The organism is Halobacteriovorax sp. GB3, assembly GCF_028649655.1.
Lineage (GTDB): Bacteria > Bdellovibrionota > Bacteriovoracia > Bacteriovoracales > Bacteriovoracaceae > BSW11-IV.
The window spans coordinates 310,486-327,980 of sequence record NZ_JAQSLN010000002.1; the positions used below are offsets into that span (position 1 = coordinate 310,486).

Genomic DNA, 17,495 nt, shown 5'->3' on the forward strand with positions numbered 1-17,495 from the left:
AAATGTTACAAGGAAATATCTTAGCAAATTTAACAGCAATGAAAGGAGCAAAGGCTACTAAGGGTAGCGCTGTAAACTCTGATCAATTGCTCTTAAATAATGAAGGAGCTCTTCAAGGGGAGAATGCTCTTTTTTCTAAGGTACTAAAGCTTGTTAACTCAGATGCTTCCCCAGAGACGATCATTAATTTTCTAAATGAAGAAGGGAAGGGATTAAATAAAGAAGATAAGTCACTTCTTTTCGATATGGTTTCTCAAAAGCTTGAAGCAGAAGATAGTTCATTAGAAACTCTTTCTAAAGAAGCACAATCAATTCTTAAAGAAAGTGATTTTGCTCAAAATACTTTAGCGAGAGAAGTGAATCAAAAATCAATACCAACTCAAACAAATGGTAATGACCTCCTCGCAAAACTTAAAACAGATTCACCTGAAGTTAAGTTAAATGAGCTTCAAGAGGCAACACAAAATTCAAATAAAGAATCAATTAAGGGTGAAGGAAATATTCTAAGCTCTATTTTAAAAACAAAGTCTCCTAAGGCGAATGCTGAAAATAATGAGTTAACAAAATTATTTAAGAATATGCCTGTTAGCGAGTCTGCAAAGTTAGATTCTGAACAAGTTGGAAAAGATTCAAGCAAGCTTAAATTAATCAAAAGCGGTGAAGATTTTCTTGAAAATAGAAAGTTCATTAATAAAAAGAATATTCAGACCACTGAATTGTTGAAAAACTCTAGTGAAGGCAAGAGTATTCGTAACTTCAGTGGTATTACAAAATTTCAACAAGAGCAGTCTGTTCTTGAAAATGGAATCATCAAGACTGATAAAAAAGAAGTTATGAAGAGTTTAAAAGGTAGCTCTTCAGCTGATGGTGAAATGAAAATTGATATGGCCTTACAGGGGCAAGCTAAAACTGCTTCAGAATTAGGTCTATTAACAAATGATGGTATTAAGCCACTTCAAGCTAAGACTGCATCAGTTGAAGCTAGTGTTCAAAATAAAGTCATTGATCTCACTAGTATGAATCCAACCGATACAGAGCAAATGATTCAAAAAATTTCTGATTATGTCGTTCAATCAAGAGTACAAAATGCTGATCGTCTAGATCTTACAGTTAAGCATGACTCTCTTGGGCAATTCAATATTCAAGTAAATAAACAATCAAATTCTGAGTTCGTCGATTTACAGATTAAAACGGCAACAGCAGAAGGAAATCAGTTCTTTGCAAAGAACGAAGTTGAACTATTAAAACACCTTTCACAAAAAGGTGTTAAAATTCAAGATATTAAAATTGCAATGAATGATGCTCCTCAAATGGCATCAAATACTAAAGAATCTTCTGATAATTCTTCGTTCAATCAAAACCAAGGTGATAGTCGTTTTCAAAGACAGGATCAGCAAAGTTCAGATAGAGGAAGTGAGAGAAGAAGACAACTTTGGCAAGAATATCAAGAAAGGCTAGGGGCTTAATTAGATGCCATCAATTGGAAAACCTAATCAAGGTAAAAACGACTTCGCAAATATCCAAATGGCCCAAAAAAGAGTTGGGACAGGTGGAGCAAAGAAATCTGTTGGAGATAGCCTAAACCAATTGGCCGGTGTTGCACAAGAGAGCCAATTTGTTGAACGTGAAAAACACAACAAAATGGGAAAAGATGGATTCTTAAAACTTCTTTCTCACCAAATGCAAAATCAAGACCCAATGAAGCCAATGGATCAAAAGCAATTTGCAGCTGATCTAGCTCAATTTTCTCAATTAGAACAAATGACAAATATGAATGCTAAGCTTGATGGTATGAAACAGAATGCTCCACAAGAGTTGAAGTTTTATGGTGCAAGTTTCTTAGGAAAAGAAGTCATTACATCTGGAACAACTCTTAATTACAATGGTTCTGATCGTTCTGTTGATGTTCCATTCTTTTTAGAAAAACCAGCAAAGCACGTTATGGTTAATATTTATGATAGTAAACGTCAGCTCGTAAAGCAGCTTGAGGTTGAAGGTCTAGGAAAAGGTCAACAGTCTATGACATGGGGTGGAGATCAACTAGATGGTACACGTGCAGTAAAAGATGCTTACACATTTCAAGTTATGGCCTGGGATGAACAAATGAATGAGTTCAAAGGTGAGACGAAAGGTGTTGGTGTTGTTAAAGGTGTTGACTTTGAAAATGGTGAAACTGTTCTAACCCTTGATGGTGGAAAAAAAGTTTTCCTAAAAGACGTTGATAGTTTTAAACTACCTGAGCAGGCAAAAAATTTCGGTGAGCAAAAAAATCCTGCATTGCAAAAAAACGCAGCTAAAGCCTATAATGGTATGGAGCAACAACTCTAGTAAGTTGGAAAAAATATGACGAATAACAAGATTAACAACATTCTTATTCCTAACGTTTCGAAAACTTCGAATCATAAGAACGTTAATCTTAAAGAAAAACTCGATGGTAAAGTAGATAAGAGTGAATTTAAAAATCTACTTAATGAACAACTAGAAGTTCCAAGAAAAGAACATGGTATTTCTCTTTCAACTCATGCAGCTAAGAGATTGCAAGAGAGAAATCTTCAAATGGATAGTGAAGAATTTTTCAAATTGAAAGGTGCCATTGATAAATTGAAAACGAAGGGTGGGAGAGACTCTCTCGTTATCACTGATAAAGCAGCCTACATAGTAGATGTAGGAAGTAATAAAGTTGTAACAGCTATTGATAAAGACAATATGCTGGAAAATGTTTTTACAAAAATTGATTCTACAGTGATTGTGTAGAAAAAGTTTAGAAGGTTGTTGGCTGGTCCTTTCCGGAAGCCTTGTAGAGATCTGTAGTTATCTTTACCTCCATCTAAATGGTTATAAATTCAAGGTCTAGGAGGGACTTAGATGGGAATCTTACGCTCATTCAACATTAGTGTATCTGGTTTAAATGCTGTTGGTCAGGGTATGGGTGTTATCGGTGATAACATTGCTAACTCGGGAACAACTGGTTTCAAGGCATCACGTGCAGAATTTCAAGATGTTTTAGCAAAATCCCTCAAAGGAATTGATGGTGGTGATCAATTTGGTGCAGGTGTTAAGCTAGCACACATCAAGCCGATGATGACTCAAGGTGATGTTGCGAGAACTGACTCGATTACTGACCTTGCAATCAATGGTGATGGACTTTTTAGAGTCGAAGCTCCATTTGGTCCAGGTTTCACAAGAGACGGTTCAATGCACTTTAACAAAGAAGGTGAACTTGTTAACTCTGACGGTTATAGAGTTCTAGGTTTCCAAGTTAATGGAGCAGGTGATATCACAAATAAGCTTGGTCCAATCAAACTAGGAAATACAACAATTCCTGCTGAAGCAACGAAAGAAGTTAAGGTTAATATGAACCTTGATTCAAGAGCTGAAATTAAGCAATTTGATATTAATGACCCTGATAATACTTCTAACTTTTCTAACTCAATCACAGTTTATGACAACGTAGGTACAGCAAGACTTGTTTCTGTTTATTATAACAAGCAAGCAGACAATACTTGGACTTATCGTGCGCTTGTTGATGGATCTGATGCAAGTGGTGGAGAAGATGGTAAGTTTACTGAAATGGCATCAGGAACTCTAAGTTTCAATGCTAAAGGACAGTTACAAGAAGAAGTAGAAGGAAGTAACTCATTCAACTTCAACAAAGGTGCGGCTCAAGATCAAAAGATCAAATTTGATTTTGGTGTATCGATTACTGAAGGCGGAGATGGGCTTGATGCTTCTACTCAATATGGTTCTGAATCAGCTGTTGCAAGACATACACAAGATGGTTCAAGTGCTGCAACTCTAGGATCACTATCATTCAATGATAATGGAGTTCTAACAGCAGTTTACGATAATGGTGTTGCTAGAGATATTTCTCAAATTGCAGTAGCTAAATTTGAAAATAACGAAGCTCTTTTTAAAGTTGGTAAGAACCTTTTCAAAGAATCTCGTCAATCAGGTCAAGCGGCCATGGGAAAACCAGGTGAAGGTGGACGTGGAGAAGTTCTTTCTAAATCAATTGAACTTTCAAACGTTGATATTGCCAACGAATTCGTTAATCTTATGACGGCTTCAAGAAACTTCCAGGCAAACGCGAAGACGCTAACAACAGCAGATCAGATGTTACAAGAAGTGCTTAACATCAAGAGATAATCCCTAGATTAAAGGCCCTCTTTTGAGGGCCTTTTTTTTATTGTCCTACAAATTCATCAATACATTGATCATATTCAGAACCATTGTAAGGCTTACAGTATTCATGGGCCTTAATAACTTTCTGACGATACGTTTGTTTCGTATCTTTTGGAGAAGGTGACTGTGTTTTGATTGGTTTAACTACAGATTCTTTATCTTGTACTGGGCTTAGTTCAGTAAAGGCCTGAAAGTCTTTACTTGATTGGCCAGTGATATAAACACATCTTTTAAATGAGAAAGGGAAGAAGCCCTCAATGGATGTATCAACAGTTGAAATTGTTTCAATCTGAGCGTTTTTAGCAGCACTAGAAATTAAGTTATCACCACCAGCATGGAAGCCCAATACATAATCCGTACAGGCCTTTGTTCTCACATTACCAAGCTTATTAGAAGTAACTTGAACAGGATTGTAGAGGGCACAACTTGAAAGTAATAGTGAAAGTATTATCAATTTTAAATATGTCATAATGAATCCTTAGATTGTTTCCAGAAGGCATAATTATAATTTAGCTTTTCTTTAGATGTCTATGAACGAGAATTGAATTGACTAAAATATGACAAAAAAAAGGCCAGTATTAAAACTGGCCTTTGTGATAAGAAATGTTATTCGCCGTCGGTGCCAATGGCCTCAACTGGGCAAGCTTCCAATGCCGATTGACACTCTTCTTCTTCATCTGGTGTCGTCGGTTGAGCCTTAACATAGGCATGACCATCTTCATCGTTCATTTCGAAAAAGTTTGGTGCTTCCATGACACAAGCATCACAGGCAATACATTGATCATCAACATAATATCTTCCCGTAACGTTTTGTTCCCATTTTGCACTTTTATCGGCCATGTCTTCTCCTATTGGTTATTGAAAAGAAATATTTCCGTTAATTTTTACAGAAACTTTTTCTTTTTGCTCTTTAACAATATTTTGTTGAAGAACTCTCGTAAGGATTCTCTCTAGAGATCCTTCATCTTTATTTTTAGTGATCTCTTTTTCATTCATTTTCTCAGATTTGACAAGTGTCACTTTGGACGCCGAGTCAAAAGTGTAAATTTTATTGATGGCACCTTGTGAAAAGAGGGCCATGATTTCGTCATCTGAAAGTTGAGAAACAGTGCGGTTAGAATCAAGTTGGTTAACTTCAACATTTGCACTTAGTGCAAGATCATATTGTGAAACAACTTTATCAAGTGTCTTCTTATTTCCTGACTCTAGGGCCGATTCAACTGAACTTTTAACTGTAGCAAGAAGCTCTTTAATGTCTTTAGACTTTTGAATAAGTTCTTTTGCTAGTGCCATCTTGTGGTTGTCCAGCTTTGCTTCAACGGCAGCTTTCTTTCCTTCAACTAGAATAAGGTGATAACCAAAGTTCGTTTTGATTGGAGATGAAATTTCACCTTTTTTCATTGAGAAAGCAGCTTTTTCAAACTCGGGAACCATTCTTCCACGTCCAAACCAACCTAAGCTTCCTTTTCTATCTTTAGCCCCTGGTTCTGTAGAGAATTTTGCTGCCATAGATTTAAAGTTCTTTGCATTTGTCTTTTTAGCGATGTCTTGAATTTTCTTAAGGGCCTTGTCTTCACCGTCTTTAGTATCGATAAGGATGTGGCTAGCAAGAACTTGTTCTTTTTGATCAAGTGCTCCCTTTCTCTCTTTAAAAAGATTCTCAACTCTTTTCATATTTGTTTCGTCTTTAAGGAATTCGTTGATTTCATTGTTTGAAATCTTGATCTGCTTCTTTAGATCTTCCTTATTAATATTTACAATAGTGGCCTTAACAGCTGTCGACTTGATTGTCGCTACTTCTTTCTTGTAAGTATCTGAAACTGGAATTTGTGCCATGAGGTTTTGAACTTTCTGTAGCTTAATTTGGTTAGCTGTATCATTTTCAAAGTCTTCAGGAGTAATTCTATTGTAAGCGAGGAGTTGCTTATACTTGTTAACATCGAATTGCTCGTTTGTTTTAAAGTAAGGCATATCCTTAATTTGCTTTTTGATTTCTGTTTTACTCGCTGTTGCGCCAACTTCATCAGCAAATGTAATCATCACTTTAGAGTTGATGAGGTTATTTAGTGCATTTTTTCTCACACCAAACTGCTTCATTTGAGAACTTGTAAGAGGCTTTCCTCCATTCATAAAGTTACTCATAAATTGCGTTTGTCTTTGAACTTCGTTTTCGTACTCGCTCAATTTAACCGAATAGTCCCCAACTGTAGCGATTGAATCTGGAGCGCCACCGTTGAAAGAGTAAAGTCCTGAGACGACGAAAGCAATAACGATCAATCCGATGATCACATTCACTAAAAAACTCGAAGTTTTCTTTTGGAAAGAGTTCGACATAGTTTTCCTGTCCTTTTTTAGAGATTTCTCAATATTCGAAGTATTATCACCTAGGTGAGACTGAACGTAAAGAATGTTGGCACTTGCCGACAATTTCGGTAACCTTTTAATAAAACAGAATTTTGAGGTGTATGTTTTGAATTTTTTGGAAGGTGAGAGCGCTAAGCTTAAAATCACATTGAATTTATTTATTTTGTCCTTTGCGTTGTATGGTGTGTCAAAAAGAGACGTTTCTAAGATGGAAACGACAGCATTTGAAAATGTCATGATCGAGACGTTTGCCCCGATGCAGCAAAGTGTTCGTTTTATTCAAGAGAGAACAACATCATTTGTTGATAATTACTTTCTTAATGTGAACGCGAGTAAAGAAAATGTTCAATTAAAAAAGAAAGTGAATGATTTAGAAGACGATATTTTTAAGTTGGAACAAATTCACTTAGAAAATATTCGACTTAAAGAACTTTTAGATTTTGGTGAAGAAATTAAGAAGAGAAAAGTTCTTGCTCAAGTTGTCGCGTGGAATGCCAATTCTGATTTTCGTGTTTTAAGAATTAATAAAGGAATTAAGGACGGGATTAAACTTCAATCTACCGTTGTTACTTCTGATGGTCTTGTTGGGTATATTTACCGTATTACGAATCACTTTGCCGATATTCTAACGATCTTGGACTCAAACAATCGAGTAGATGGACTTATTGAGAGAACAAGATCTCACGGAATCATTGAAGGAGATTCAAATTCAAAAACAATGATGAAATATATTGCGACGACAGATCCTGTTATTTTGGGGGATCTCGTTTTAACCTCTGGTCTTGGGAATATTTATCCAAAAGGTATTCGAGTTGGAAGTGTTACTAAGATTGAAAGAGAGAGTCATGGAATCGAGCAATCGATTGAAGTTACTCCGGCAGTTGATTTCTCGCGACTAGAAGAGGTTGTTATTCTTGTTCAAGAAGGTGATGAGACGAGAAAACTAGAGTGGGAAGCTCTTGATGAGCCAGAACAATCAAGGAAAAATTAATGAAGTTACAGTTAAAGAATATACTTATTTCTCAATTTATTACGCTACTGATTTTAATTGTATTGGAAATCGTCTCAACGGGGATTTTACCTCTCTTGGGATTACAAAAGTATACAATCCCATTTAATATTTTGATCGTTCTGTTCATGGGATTTAAATTAGAAACGCCTTATATTGCTGTACTTATTTTTCTCGTTCAGTATTTTCATTCGTTCTTCTCGATTGAAGGTTGGGAAATGGGAACAATTGCGGGGGTGATCATTTGTATTGTCATTTCATACGTAAGAGATCTTATTCACTTTCATTCGGCAGCAGCAACGATGTTTGTTACCCAGGTATTTCAAGTCGTATGGTTTGTTATTGTCTCAGGTCTACTTTACTTAAAACTTGATAACATGGATTATCTTGTCGAAAAATTTTGGCGCTTTCTTCCTGAAAGTATTCTTATCTCACTTATGGCACCTTTTTTCTTTTCTCTTTTAGATAAAATTTGGGGCGTTCAAGAGAGAGGTCTTCTTGGAGATGAGTCTTAATGTTTGGTGAAGATGATATTGTAAAAAGTCACAAAACGAGAGCAGATGTTATTTATAACCTCATCCTTTTGTGCTTTTTAATTATTGTTGCAAGACTTTGGTATCTACAAATTTATCAAGGTGATCTCCTTTATAAGTACTCCGTCCAAAACAGACTGAGAAAAGAAGTTGTTAAAGCTCCTCGTGGACTTATTTACAGCCGTAATAACCAGAATATGGTAAATAATGTTCTTCGATTTGATGCCGTAATTATTCCTCAGTATTTAACAAGAAAAAAAGAAACGATCGAAAGAGTTGCAAAAATTCTTTCAATGAGTACTGATGATATTAAAAAAGTTCTAAAGAAAAATAGAGGGCAAGCTCGTTATCGTCCTGTCGTCATTAAGAAAAACGTTTCTCAAAGAGAAGTAGCCGTTATTGAAACTGAAAACTCTTCACTTCCTGGTGTTCGTATTGAAACATTTATTTCGCGTGAATATCGAGACAAAGAAGTTGGTGGGCACCTTTTAGGATACATCTCAGAAATTTCTCAACAGCAACTTCCAAAGTATAAAAAAAGAGATGGGATCGATTACAATCTCGGAGACTTCATTGGTCAGTCTGGAGTTGAAGAGCGATATGACCAAACTCTTCGTGGGGAAGATGGTTATCAATTTATGGAAGTCGATGCTAGAGGTCGAATGAAGCGAGTTATTCGTTCGAACAACCTCTTTGCAGGAATTGAGAATAAAGAAGCACTACCAGGTGATAATATTCGTCTCACAATTGATAGAGACATGCAGCTTCAGGCCTATAAGTCCCTAGAGGGAAAAGTTGGTTCTGTCGTTGCTATTGATGTTGAAACAGGTGAAGTCTTAACGATGGTTTCTCGTCCCTCATTTGATCCAAGTCGCTTCAGTCGCGGAATTACAACTGAATATTGGAATTCTCTTCGTAACGATGAAAGACGCCCTTTAAGAGATAGAACAATCCAAGAACATTATATGCCTGGTTCTACCTTTAAGCCTTTTGTTGCGATTGCAGCTCTAGAAGAAGGTATTTTTAAACCAGAGCAGAAGATTAATTGTAAACCGACATTTAAACTTGGACGACGAACATTCCACGACTGGAAAAGAAGTGGTCACGGAATGACGGATGTTGTGAAATCACTAAAGAGATCTGTTGATGTTTACTATTATAAAATTGGAACACTTCTCGATATTGATGTTCTTGCTGACTATGCAAAAAGCTTCGGACTGGGCTCTAAAACAGGTGTGAATCTGCCTCGTGAAACTTCGGGTCTCATTCCTACAAAAGAGTGGAAAAAGAAAAGATTTGGAGAAGAGTGGCAACTTGGTGAAACAGTTTCATGTAGTATTGGTCAGTCTTATGTTTTAACAACTCCAATTCAGCTTGCTGTTGCTTATGCGGCCATTGCAAATGGTGGACGAGTTTATAAGCCAAAAATAATTAAAGAAGTTTTCTCTAATAATGGGAGAGTTTTACAAAAGGTAAAACCTGAACTTGTTGGAACGGCTAAAATTTCAAAAGAAACATTAAAGTGGATTAAGCAGGGGCTTAATGCTGTTGTCAATGAGAGAGAGGGAACCGCTTGGTGGCATCGTGGACGTGGGATTCGCATGGCCGGGAAAACGGGAACTGCACAAGTTAGAAGTATGAGCTCAAAGGAACTTTTTTCTCGCTGTAAAGACATGCCAATGCACGATCGACATCATGGTGTCTTTGCTGGCTTTGCGCCTTATGAAAATCCTAAAATTGCTGTTGCCGTTGTCGTTGAGCATGGATGTAGTGGATCGAGCTCTGCAGCTCCTGTTATGAAAGATGTTGCGACAGTTTATATGAAGAAATATCAGAAAGAACTTTATGAAAAATATGCTGCTGAAGATAAGCAGGCCTATCTCGCTTGGTTAAAAGAGTGGAGAGAGAAGCGCGCGAAAGCGGAAGATGCTAAAAAGCAAGAAGAGAACGAAGATGAAGATGAATAGTGATTCTGGTCTTATTCAGGCCTTAAAGAGATATGATTTTACTTTTTTTGGAATTTGTTTCGCCATTTTTCTTGTTGGAGTTGTGAATCTTTATTCTGCGACTCATGCTTCTCAATCAGCTCACATGGCCAATCTTTATAAAACACAAATTGGTTGGTATGCGATGTCACTCATTGTGGGACTGATCGTGAGCTTTATTCAACCAAAGACATATTTTCGATACTCTTGGCTTATTTATGGTCTCAATGTTTTTTTGCTCGTTTTAGTTCTCTTTCTTGGACATAAGGGAATGGGGGCGAGGAGATGGATTCTTCTTGGGCCTATTCGATTGCAACCATCAGAGCTAATGAAATTAAGTGTTATTCTCTTATTGGGAAGGTGGTTTACAAAGTATCACCCTGAAAAAGAATCGGGGATTAAGGAGCTTATTCCTCCTTTTATTCTCGCCTTTGTTCCAGCGCTTTTGATTATCCTTGAGCCTGATCTTGGAACCGGTCTTCTCGTTATATTGATCTTTTTTTCAATCGCCTTTTTTAGAAAGTTAAAGTGGAAGTCGATTCTTATTATTGGCCTGATAGGAATTCTCTCAGGTGGAGTCATGTATAAATTCGGACTCAAAGAATATCAGAGAAAGAGAATCCTCACATTTATAAACCCTGGTGCAGATGCGAAAGGTTCTGGATACAATGCCATTCAGTCAAAGATTGCCATTGGTTCTGGTAAATTTCTTGGAAAGGGTTTTCGAAAGTCCTCTCAAGCTTCACTCAATTATCTTCCGGAAAACCATACGGACTTTGTTTTCTCAATTTTTAATGAGGAACACGGTTTCTTTGGTTCACTCTTTTTAATTAGTTTGTATTTAATTTTGTTCTATCGATTTATATGGTTAGCAACCTCGGTGACCAAGGTCTACGATGCCATTGTCGTCGTAGGAATCATGTCGATTTTCTTTTGGCACACTTTCATTAATATGGGGATGGTTACAGGCTTAATGCCAATTGTTGGTCTTCCTTTGCCTTTGATGTCCTATGGAGGCTCCTCTCTAATGACCTTTGGGGTTTGTTGTGGTGTGGCCACATCGATAAGCAATTCTAGAAATCTCTTCTAACTATCAAAAACTACTAGGGTGTTTGGAAAATTGACGGCCCCTAGTAGTTCTTTCAAACTCCAAGATCTTTTCTTAAATTTTTATTAAAAAGATAACTGTAAGTTCTTGATATGGAGTTTTATCGAATGAAGCGCTTTGTGCTTTCTACACTTCTATTTATATTTGCCCTTGATCCTTCGTATGCAATTGAGAAGGTTCGCTCTATTGATATGATCGACAGCACGATACGATCAAATTTTGTGAGGCAGAGTGAGTCGATCATTAAAGATCTCGTTAGTTCTGCTGAAAATAGAAATGATCAAGCAACTCGTTATGTTTTTAACATTCTTCGTTCTTCGCTCTATGAGGCGAATGTCAAAGCTGTTTCAAACCTAAACTTTAATATTCTTGGAACAAAAGAGAGCCTCTATCTACACGTGCAAGATGGAACCGTATTTTTAAATAGGGATGAGTGGGTTAATGGAGAAATTTCCCACGATATTCGCCCTCTTCTTATCTATGCTCTTTTGCGTTTAAATGGAATCTATGATCAGGATCTAGTAGAAGAGCTCTATTTTTCTATCCTTGATGAAGATAAAGATCGTAAGGAGAAAGTTCCTTACTGTGGTTATTTAGGTGTAAATATTCGGCTTGATCGAAATGTTATAAGTGAAAGAATCTTTTCTCGTGAATCAAAAGAAAGTGCCGAGCTCAAGGCGATGGAGTATTGCCAAAAGAAGGGCCTAATTGATTGCAGGCTATCAAAGTCTGGATCACATGGGATGTTTAAATGGAAAAAATATTATTCTGTTTATTCTGGTTACGCCTATCAATCAAAGAACCTCGATTTGGGAAATAGTATTTCTGATATTTGCGAGGCCCAAAAGAGCTGTCGATCAATGTATGAAAAAATGGGGCTCGAATTCAACTATAAGACCTCTGGTTCTTCATTTTGCCATCCTCTATAAATTTGTGGCCCTGCCTTTGCATTTAATAACCTGAAGTTAGTATAAATCTTTACTTTCAAGGGGTTATATATGTTTAAATCGTCTATTTTCTTGGCAACTGTCTTCTTTTTAAGCTCTCAAACAGCATTTGCGACACCAAAGGAAATCAAAAACCCTGCTTTTGCCCAAGTAAAGCAAAGTCTTTGGTTTGGAGGTGTTGGTCTGATCTCAAAAGAAGATGCCGCGAAGCTTCAGGAGCAACCAGATAGTAAAGGTGAGGACTTCATCATTCCAGAGGAGCTCTACCAAGTTCTTTTGAAAGTTGACGTTTAAGAATTGAGAATGCTATAAAAGTACTATAACCATACTAACAGGAAGTTATTGTATGAAAAAAGTTTCTCAAATTGGCAGTCTTTTAAAGCGTATATACCGATTGTATAACAATGAATTACTGCGTCTTCTCCAATTAAAAGGTTTTACTGATCTTAGACCAAGTTTTTTGGAAATTCTCTTATATATCTGTGAAAATGATGGACCTTCAATCAAGTCAATTGGACGAGCATGTGGGCTTAAAAAGCAAACGATGACGAGTCATTTAAATGAACTTGAAAGAAGAGGCTATATTGAAAGAAAAGTGAACCCTTCTGACAAAAGAGAGCAGAACATCTTTTTAACTGAATACGGTGAAAGATTTAAGTTCAATCTTTTTGAGTCGATCAGCGAAGTTGAAAGAGTCTATGTAGATCAAGTCGGGAAAGTTGAACTTGATAGGGTTGAGCACCTCTTGAGTAATTTTCATACGAAGATTAATCAAGAGCAAAAAGACACTCTACAATCGCGAGTTCAATTGAATTTAAATCTCGATTTCTAGGCGCTAGGGGAAGGAGAGTGACTCTCTTTTCCTGGCCAAAACTCATGTCCACCTGAAATATTGTTTACGTTAAAAAATCCTTTTTTAACGAGCATTTCACAGGCCTTGATGGAGCGAAGTCCCTTCTCTGAAATAATCATAATGGGCGTCGTTTTATTTTGTATCTCTGCATATCTGCGATCAAGCTCTTCTAGAGGAATTTTGATAGCGCCAGCAATGCTTTTTCCAATATATTCATCTTCACTAACATCCAAAACGAGGAAGTCCATATTAACATTATTAAAAATATCAAAGGCATCTGAAGGGCTTAAATCATTGTAAGGTCTTCCCATTAAGATCATATTATCATCAATATTTTCACCATTCTTTACACGAATAAGATGATTTCTTTGAAGTGCAATTGAGAACTCTAACTTTTCATCGATACGAGAAATATTCTTTTCAATATTTGAAAGTCTCGTATTCATAAATTCTAACATTTGAAAAATTCTTAAATCCATATTGCACCTAAAATATTAAGAGTATCGATACTAAGCGATCTCTAGCTATTATATCAGGACGAAGAATTTGAGTGAAAAGGGCAAAAAGTAACCCGAGCACAAGGCCCGGGTATTAAAAGATAGGATAAAAAGTTCCAAAATTGATATTACTTGTGATGACCGTCGTTAAAAAACATGACGTAAAGAAAATGGCACCTTCATAAACGCCATATCCAAACTCTGCTTGAGTTGAGACAGCTTTACCGTCACTACTTTTGGTCATGAGATCATCTTGAACACTGAAGATGAAAACAAGTCCCTTTTTAAAGAAAGGAATTATAATAAGACTTAGGAGAATTTTTAAAATAACCCAAATACTATACCATTTAATATCGTTAAGTTCATGATTAAGAGCTGAAGAAATGATGATACACCAACCCCAAATAAATCCAAGATAGCTCACGCCAACGGCAAGGTTCTTTTGAACCATTAAGCGGTTAAAAGAAAGCTTTGAAATGAGAGAATAGGACTTCGTTGCAAAACCAATAAGGACAATAGCAAAAAGCCAAAGAAAGAAAATCATAACGACGCTCGTTTGAGATACCGCTACAACTGTTTTAATTATGTAGGCAAGACCAAGTGAGTGGGCCAGACAAACAAGAGCATATGAAAAGTTCTTTCTTTTAATGATTTCATCATTATATTCAAAGTTATAAAGAACAATACTTTCGACAATATAAATCGAGGCTAGATAGAACCCACTAATCAAGATTGCTTCAATGACAAAGTCAATGAGGGCCATCGAAATCCCATCGGACATATTAAAAGTAAATTCAGAAAAGATGATCCCGATCCCAACAATTCTTGCAAAGAGATGAAGTGTGTCTGGAGAGTTCTTTGAAGGAAAAAATCTTTTAAAAAGTTGATTTCTCGAAGACGGATAAAGAAATGAGTGAGCATATTTATACAAGAAAAGTGCTCCACAGAGAAAGAGGGTGAAGACAAATCTTAGGATTAATTTATCAAAAAGTTCATTCATGATTTTTTCTCCCATGGGGGAATTTGAAAGAGAGTTTTAAAGTGTTTTAAGAGATCAATACTCTTTTGATTCACATTGAGAGTATCTTCAAGGTGCTCTGAGGTAATAGAACCATTTGTTCCAAACTCTTGATTAAGTCCATAAAAAGGCTTCTCTTGGTTTACATAGATTTTTCCTCTTTCGTAGAAATCGTAAGAAGGTCTAAATGTTCCCCAATTAAATAGCTTTGGAAAGTGTCGATAGGCTCGGTGAAATGACCATACTTTTCTACCTGAATTCTCTAATCTCCATCTTCCATAGGCCCTGTCGCCAAGATAAATAAATCCTGGGGGCATAGGAAGATTACTTTCTTCGTGACTTTGAGAGATTTCACTTTGATATTTGTTTTTCTTTAACTCTTCAATTCTCTTTTCATAATTGAGCTCTTTTCTTCTAAAGAGTGAAAGGCCCTTGTTAGCAAGATTCTTCGTCCAATACTTTTTTGAAGTCCTTACAACAACTTCTTCAGGAACTTTAAATCCATGAACAATTTTATACTTATGAAAATAAGTTTTAATAAGAAAACCTGTTTGAAACGAGTCCAATAAGATAACTGATAATGGCGAGCCTTGAAAAAAATCAGAGTACACCTGCTCATTGGCAAGATAAGGTGTTCTTTGTTCCGAGGGAGAAAAACTTTTCGAAAGCCCAAGGAAAATTAATATCAACAAGACGTAGAGTGAGATTTTATTCATAAATCTAATTTCAAAGGTTTGAATTGATTATCGCTTAAAGAAGCTGAAGAAACAAGCTGAGCATTTCGCCCAGCTTGATAGATTTAATTATTGTTAATGAGTCTAATTAATTCTCTCTTTTGATCATCATTTAATTCATCATAATTACAGTGTAATCTGTTAACAGCATGAGAATTAGAGAATTTATGAAAGAGATCAGTGGCCTTATTAATATCAGAGTACTCTTTTTTCATCGAATTATGTAAATTCCTGACTACTTTCATCGTGTATTGGCTCTTATTATAAGAAGAGTCACTTGTGTAGTACTTAGAAAGTCTTCCTGTTGAAGAGCTGTGAATAAATTCGATTCCTTCTTTATTGAGGTAGTCTCGAATATCAGAGAGGCGCGCATGCTGATTTTGATTAAAAGATTCGTAAATTTTATCAGGGATCTTATTCTTGATGATCGCCTTAGCATATTTATTATCACTATTTCTTAGAACCTTCATAAGAAAGTGATCGTCGTGCTCAATATATTCTTCAATACAGGCTGGAATTTTATATTCATTCGGAGCCGTTTGAAAATAATTCATGAGAAGTTGCTCTAAGCAAACCGCTCTATAGTGAAAGTAGACCATCACAAACATGTGGTATCGAGAAAGGAGAAAGTCATCAAAAGTAACAACTGCTCTTTCTGAGATCCCAAGACTTGCTTGATTATCAATGATCGCAGGTTGCAAGTTATCAAGAAGCCAATCTAGGTCATATGAACCATAGCTTACACCACAGAAGTAACTATCTCTTAGAAGGTAATCCATTCGGTCACAATCCAGCTCACTTGAAACAAGTTGATGAAGAAGACCAAAGTAGTTAATACCATTTACTGTGAAATATTCTGGCTCATTAGTTTGTCCGTGAATAAGATCAGCAATATATTTTCTTTCAAGGCCAAATTTCTTTTCAACGAGTAGAAAAGAATCGGCAAATGAGCTATCGGCAATGGCCTTAATCGTATAGTCCTCGTGAGTTGCCTGACGAGAAAGATCAGCATTTTCATTTGCAAGAAATTGTTTTGGAATATCGAGTTCTTTAATTGTTGGCATGACCGACTCTGTTGAGTGAGAGAGTGGGGCGTGTCCAATATCATGTAAGAGGCAGGCTAGCTTGAAGGTCTCTTTGAGTCTCAAAATATCTTTATTGTCGAGCTTATCTCTAAATAGACGATCGAAAGCTTGAGTACCAATGTGCATAACACCAATTGAGTGGATAAATCTTGTATGGGTTGCACCAGGAAAGACGTATTCAGAGAATCCAAGTTGCTTGATATTTCTCAAACGTTGAAAGAAATCAGCACGAATGATTGGAATTTCTTCTTTTAAAATATGAATAGAGCCATGGACAGGATCTCTAATTTCCATCTTTACCTCTTAGTTAATTCTTTTCTAATTTATCGGCATTTGATTTGAGCCATTGAATAATATCTGAGGACTCATGCATTGGTTTATTATCGATGTAGAGACAAGGAACAGTTCGTCTTCCTGTGTCACTAACGAGTCTCTCTAGATTTTGCTGGTCTGAGAAGATATCTTTGTAATCAACTTTTATATTGAGTTCTTTAATGGCCTGAAGAACGATTTGGCAAAATGGGCAACTATCAAAATAGAATAACTCTAGTTTAGGCGTGTTCATTTGGATTCTCCGTTTTTTGGATCGTTGTACCGCTTAGCCTAGTAAAAGGCAAAAAAAAAGAGCCTCCATGGGAGGCTCTATAGAACTTATTTATCGTCTTTATCAAGACCTAAAGCATATCGCTCATCTTCATCGAGAAGATCAGGCTCTTCTTCTTCATCTGGCTTATCAAATGCGTCGTTATAACCCCATCCGTATCCAAATTGAGAAGAATCGTCACCTTCGTTATCGTCAGGATTGTATTCTTCTTCTAGAAGAGGATCTACTTCAGTTTTTGCTGGAGCTGTCGTTTCCATTTGGTCCTCTACAGCTTCATCAATTTCAAGAGTATTTTCACCCTTTGCTTCGATTTTATCTTCAAGTTCATATTCTTTTAGTGAGTCTTTAAGTTCACTATCGATCGTTACTTGATTTTTTTCTTTATAAAGGGCAATGGCCTGCTCTTTTGTTAGCTTTCCTGAATCAACAGTTTCTTTAACTTCTTTTTTAGATTCTTTCTTCTTTGAAGAAGTTGCGGCCTTTTTAGGAGCGGCCTTCTTTTTCGTTGATTTTGTTTCACTCTTCTTTACAGAAGAAGTAGCTACTTTTTTAGTCGCTTTCTTAGCAGTTTTCTTG

At 36.4% G+C, this 17,495-nt stretch carries 19 protein-coding genes and 1 pseudogene; 11 read left to right on the plus strand and 9 right to left on the minus strand.

Annotated features, from left to right (window positions below):
* Nucleotides 1-2 precede the first annotated feature (2 nt).
* The 4 genes from HBN50_RS06060 to HBN50_RS06075 all read left to right on the plus strand — a co-directional run bounded on the left by HBN50_RS06060 (nucleotide 3) and on the right by HBN50_RS06075 (nucleotide 4,146).
* Nucleotides 3-1,466, plus strand: a complete 1,464-nt coding sequence (locus HBN50_RS06060; RefSeq protein WP_273868655.1) for a hypothetical protein — start codon at nucleotides 3-5, stop codon at nucleotides 1,464-1,466.
* 4 nt (nucleotides 1,467-1,470) lie between these two features.
* Nucleotides 1,471-2,328, plus strand: coding sequence for a flagellar hook assembly protein FlgD (locus HBN50_RS06065; RefSeq protein ID WP_273868656.1), 858 nt, complete (start codon nucleotides 1,471-1,473; stop codon nucleotides 2,326-2,328).
* A 15-nt stretch (nucleotides 2,329-2,343) separates the two neighbouring features.
* The gene (locus tag HBN50_RS06070) at nucleotides 2,344-2,754 is read left to right on the plus strand and encodes a TIGR02530 family flagellar biosynthesis protein (protein WP_273868658.1); all 411 of its coding nucleotides are present in this window, start codon (nucleotides 2,344-2,346) and stop codon (nucleotides 2,752-2,754) included.
* Between the two features lie 111 nt (nucleotides 2,755-2,865).
* Nucleotides 2,866-4,146: a flagellar hook protein FlgE gene (locus HBN50_RS06075; protein WP_273868660.1), complete on the plus strand. Its 1,281-nt coding sequence runs from the start codon at nucleotides 2,866-2,868 to the stop codon at nucleotides 4,144-4,146.
* A gap of 37 nt (nucleotides 4,147-4,183) precedes the next feature.
* Here HBN50_RS06075 and HBN50_RS06080 read toward each other — a convergent pair whose 3' ends face one another.
* From HBN50_RS06080 to HBN50_RS06090, 3 genes are all read right to left on the minus strand, one after another.
* Nucleotides 4,184-4,651 carry a TRL domain-containing protein gene (locus HBN50_RS06080; RefSeq protein WP_273868661.1) on the minus strand — a complete coding sequence of 156 codons (468 nt, stop codon included), beginning with the start codon at nucleotides 4,649-4,651 and terminating at the stop codon, nucleotides 4,184-4,186.
* Between the two features lie 137 nt (nucleotides 4,652-4,788).
* Nucleotides 4,789-5,022 (minus strand): ferredoxin, encoded by a 234-nt coding sequence (locus HBN50_RS06085; RefSeq protein ID WP_273868662.1) that lies wholly within the window; start codon nucleotides 5,020-5,022, stop codon nucleotides 4,789-4,791.
* Nucleotides 5,023-5,037: 15 nt separating this feature from the next.
* Nucleotides 5,038-6,516 (minus strand): peptidylprolyl isomerase, encoded by a 1,479-nt coding sequence (locus HBN50_RS06090; protein ID WP_273868663.1) that lies wholly within the window; start codon nucleotides 6,514-6,516, stop codon nucleotides 5,038-5,040.
* A gap of 136 nt (nucleotides 6,517-6,652) precedes the next feature.
* On the opposite strand from HBN50_RS06090, the gene mreC reads away from it, so the two are divergent.
* The 7 genes from mreC (at nucleotide 6,653) to HBN50_RS06125 (ending at nucleotide 12,960) form a co-directional block, all read left to right on the plus strand.
* Entirely contained in the window at nucleotides 6,653-7,537 is an 885-nt protein-coding gene (gene mreC, locus HBN50_RS06095; RefSeq protein WP_273868664.1) for a rod shape-determining protein MreC, read from the plus strand.
* On the plus strand, nucleotides 7,537-8,070 hold the full coding sequence (locus HBN50_RS06100; protein WP_273868665.1) for a hypothetical protein: 534 nt from the start codon (nucleotides 7,537-7,539) through the stop codon (nucleotides 8,068-8,070). The genes mreC and HBN50_RS06100 overlap by 1 nt, the downstream gene beginning before the upstream one ends.
* Nucleotides 8,070-10,055, plus strand: coding sequence for a penicillin-binding protein 2 (gene mrdA / locus HBN50_RS06105; RefSeq protein WP_273868666.1), 1,986 nt, complete (start codon nucleotides 8,070-8,072; stop codon nucleotides 10,053-10,055). The genes HBN50_RS06100 and mrdA overlap by 1 nt, the downstream gene beginning before the upstream one ends.
* On the plus strand, nucleotides 10,042-11,163 hold the full coding sequence (rodA, locus tag HBN50_RS06110; RefSeq protein WP_273868667.1) for a rod shape-determining protein RodA: 1,122 nt from the start codon (nucleotides 10,042-10,044) through the stop codon (nucleotides 11,161-11,163). Before mrdA ends, rodA begins: the two co-directional genes overlap by 14 nt.
* A gap of 125 nt (nucleotides 11,164-11,288) precedes the next feature.
* Complete coding sequence (locus HBN50_RS06115) at nucleotides 11,289-12,110, plus strand: hypothetical protein (RefSeq protein ID WP_273868669.1); 822 nt, start codon at nucleotides 11,289-11,291, stop codon at nucleotides 12,108-12,110.
* A 69-nt stretch (nucleotides 12,111-12,179) separates the two neighbouring features.
* Nucleotides 12,180-12,422, plus strand: coding sequence for a hypothetical protein (locus tag HBN50_RS06120; RefSeq protein WP_273868671.1), 243 nt, complete (start codon nucleotides 12,180-12,182; stop codon nucleotides 12,420-12,422).
* A 52-nt stretch (nucleotides 12,423-12,474) separates the two neighbouring features.
* Nucleotides 12,475-12,960 (plus strand): MarR family winged helix-turn-helix transcriptional regulator, encoded by a 486-nt coding sequence (locus HBN50_RS06125; RefSeq protein ID WP_273868672.1) that lies wholly within the window; start codon nucleotides 12,475-12,477, stop codon nucleotides 12,958-12,960.
* On the opposite strand, the gene HBN50_RS06130 is transcribed toward HBN50_RS06125, so the two are convergent.
* From HBN50_RS06130 to HBN50_RS06155, 6 genes and pseudogenes are all read right to left on the minus strand, one after another.
* The gene (locus HBN50_RS06130; RefSeq protein WP_273868673.1) at nucleotides 12,957-13,460 is read right to left on the minus strand and encodes a rhodanese-like domain-containing protein; all 504 of its coding nucleotides are present in this window, start codon (nucleotides 13,458-13,460) and stop codon (nucleotides 12,957-12,959) included. The genes HBN50_RS06125 and HBN50_RS06130 overlap by 4 nt on opposite strands.
* A 112-nt stretch (nucleotides 13,461-13,572) precedes the next feature.
* Nucleotides 13,573-14,478: a DUF350 domain-containing protein gene (locus HBN50_RS06135; protein ID WP_273868674.1), complete on the minus strand. Its 906-nt coding sequence runs from the start codon at nucleotides 14,476-14,478 to the stop codon at nucleotides 13,573-13,575.
* Complete coding sequence (locus HBN50_RS06140; RefSeq protein WP_273868676.1) at nucleotides 14,475-15,212, minus strand: hypothetical protein; 738 nt, start codon at nucleotides 15,210-15,212, stop codon at nucleotides 14,475-14,477. Before HBN50_RS06140 ends, HBN50_RS06135 begins: the two co-directional genes overlap by 4 nt.
* Nucleotides 15,213-15,295: 83 nt before the next feature.
* Nucleotides 15,296-16,609 (minus strand): HD domain-containing protein, encoded by a 1,314-nt coding sequence (locus tag HBN50_RS06145; RefSeq protein WP_273868677.1) that lies wholly within the window; start codon nucleotides 16,607-16,609, stop codon nucleotides 15,296-15,298.
* 13 nt (nucleotides 16,610-16,622) lie between these two features.
* Nucleotides 16,623-16,880 (minus strand): glutaredoxin family protein, encoded by a 258-nt coding sequence (locus tag HBN50_RS06150; protein ID WP_273868678.1) that lies wholly within the window; start codon nucleotides 16,878-16,880, stop codon nucleotides 16,623-16,625.
* A gap of 86 nt (nucleotides 16,881-16,966) precedes the next feature.
* Nucleotides 16,967-17,495, minus strand: a pseudogene (locus HBN50_RS06155) (histone protein); the annotation flags it as partial.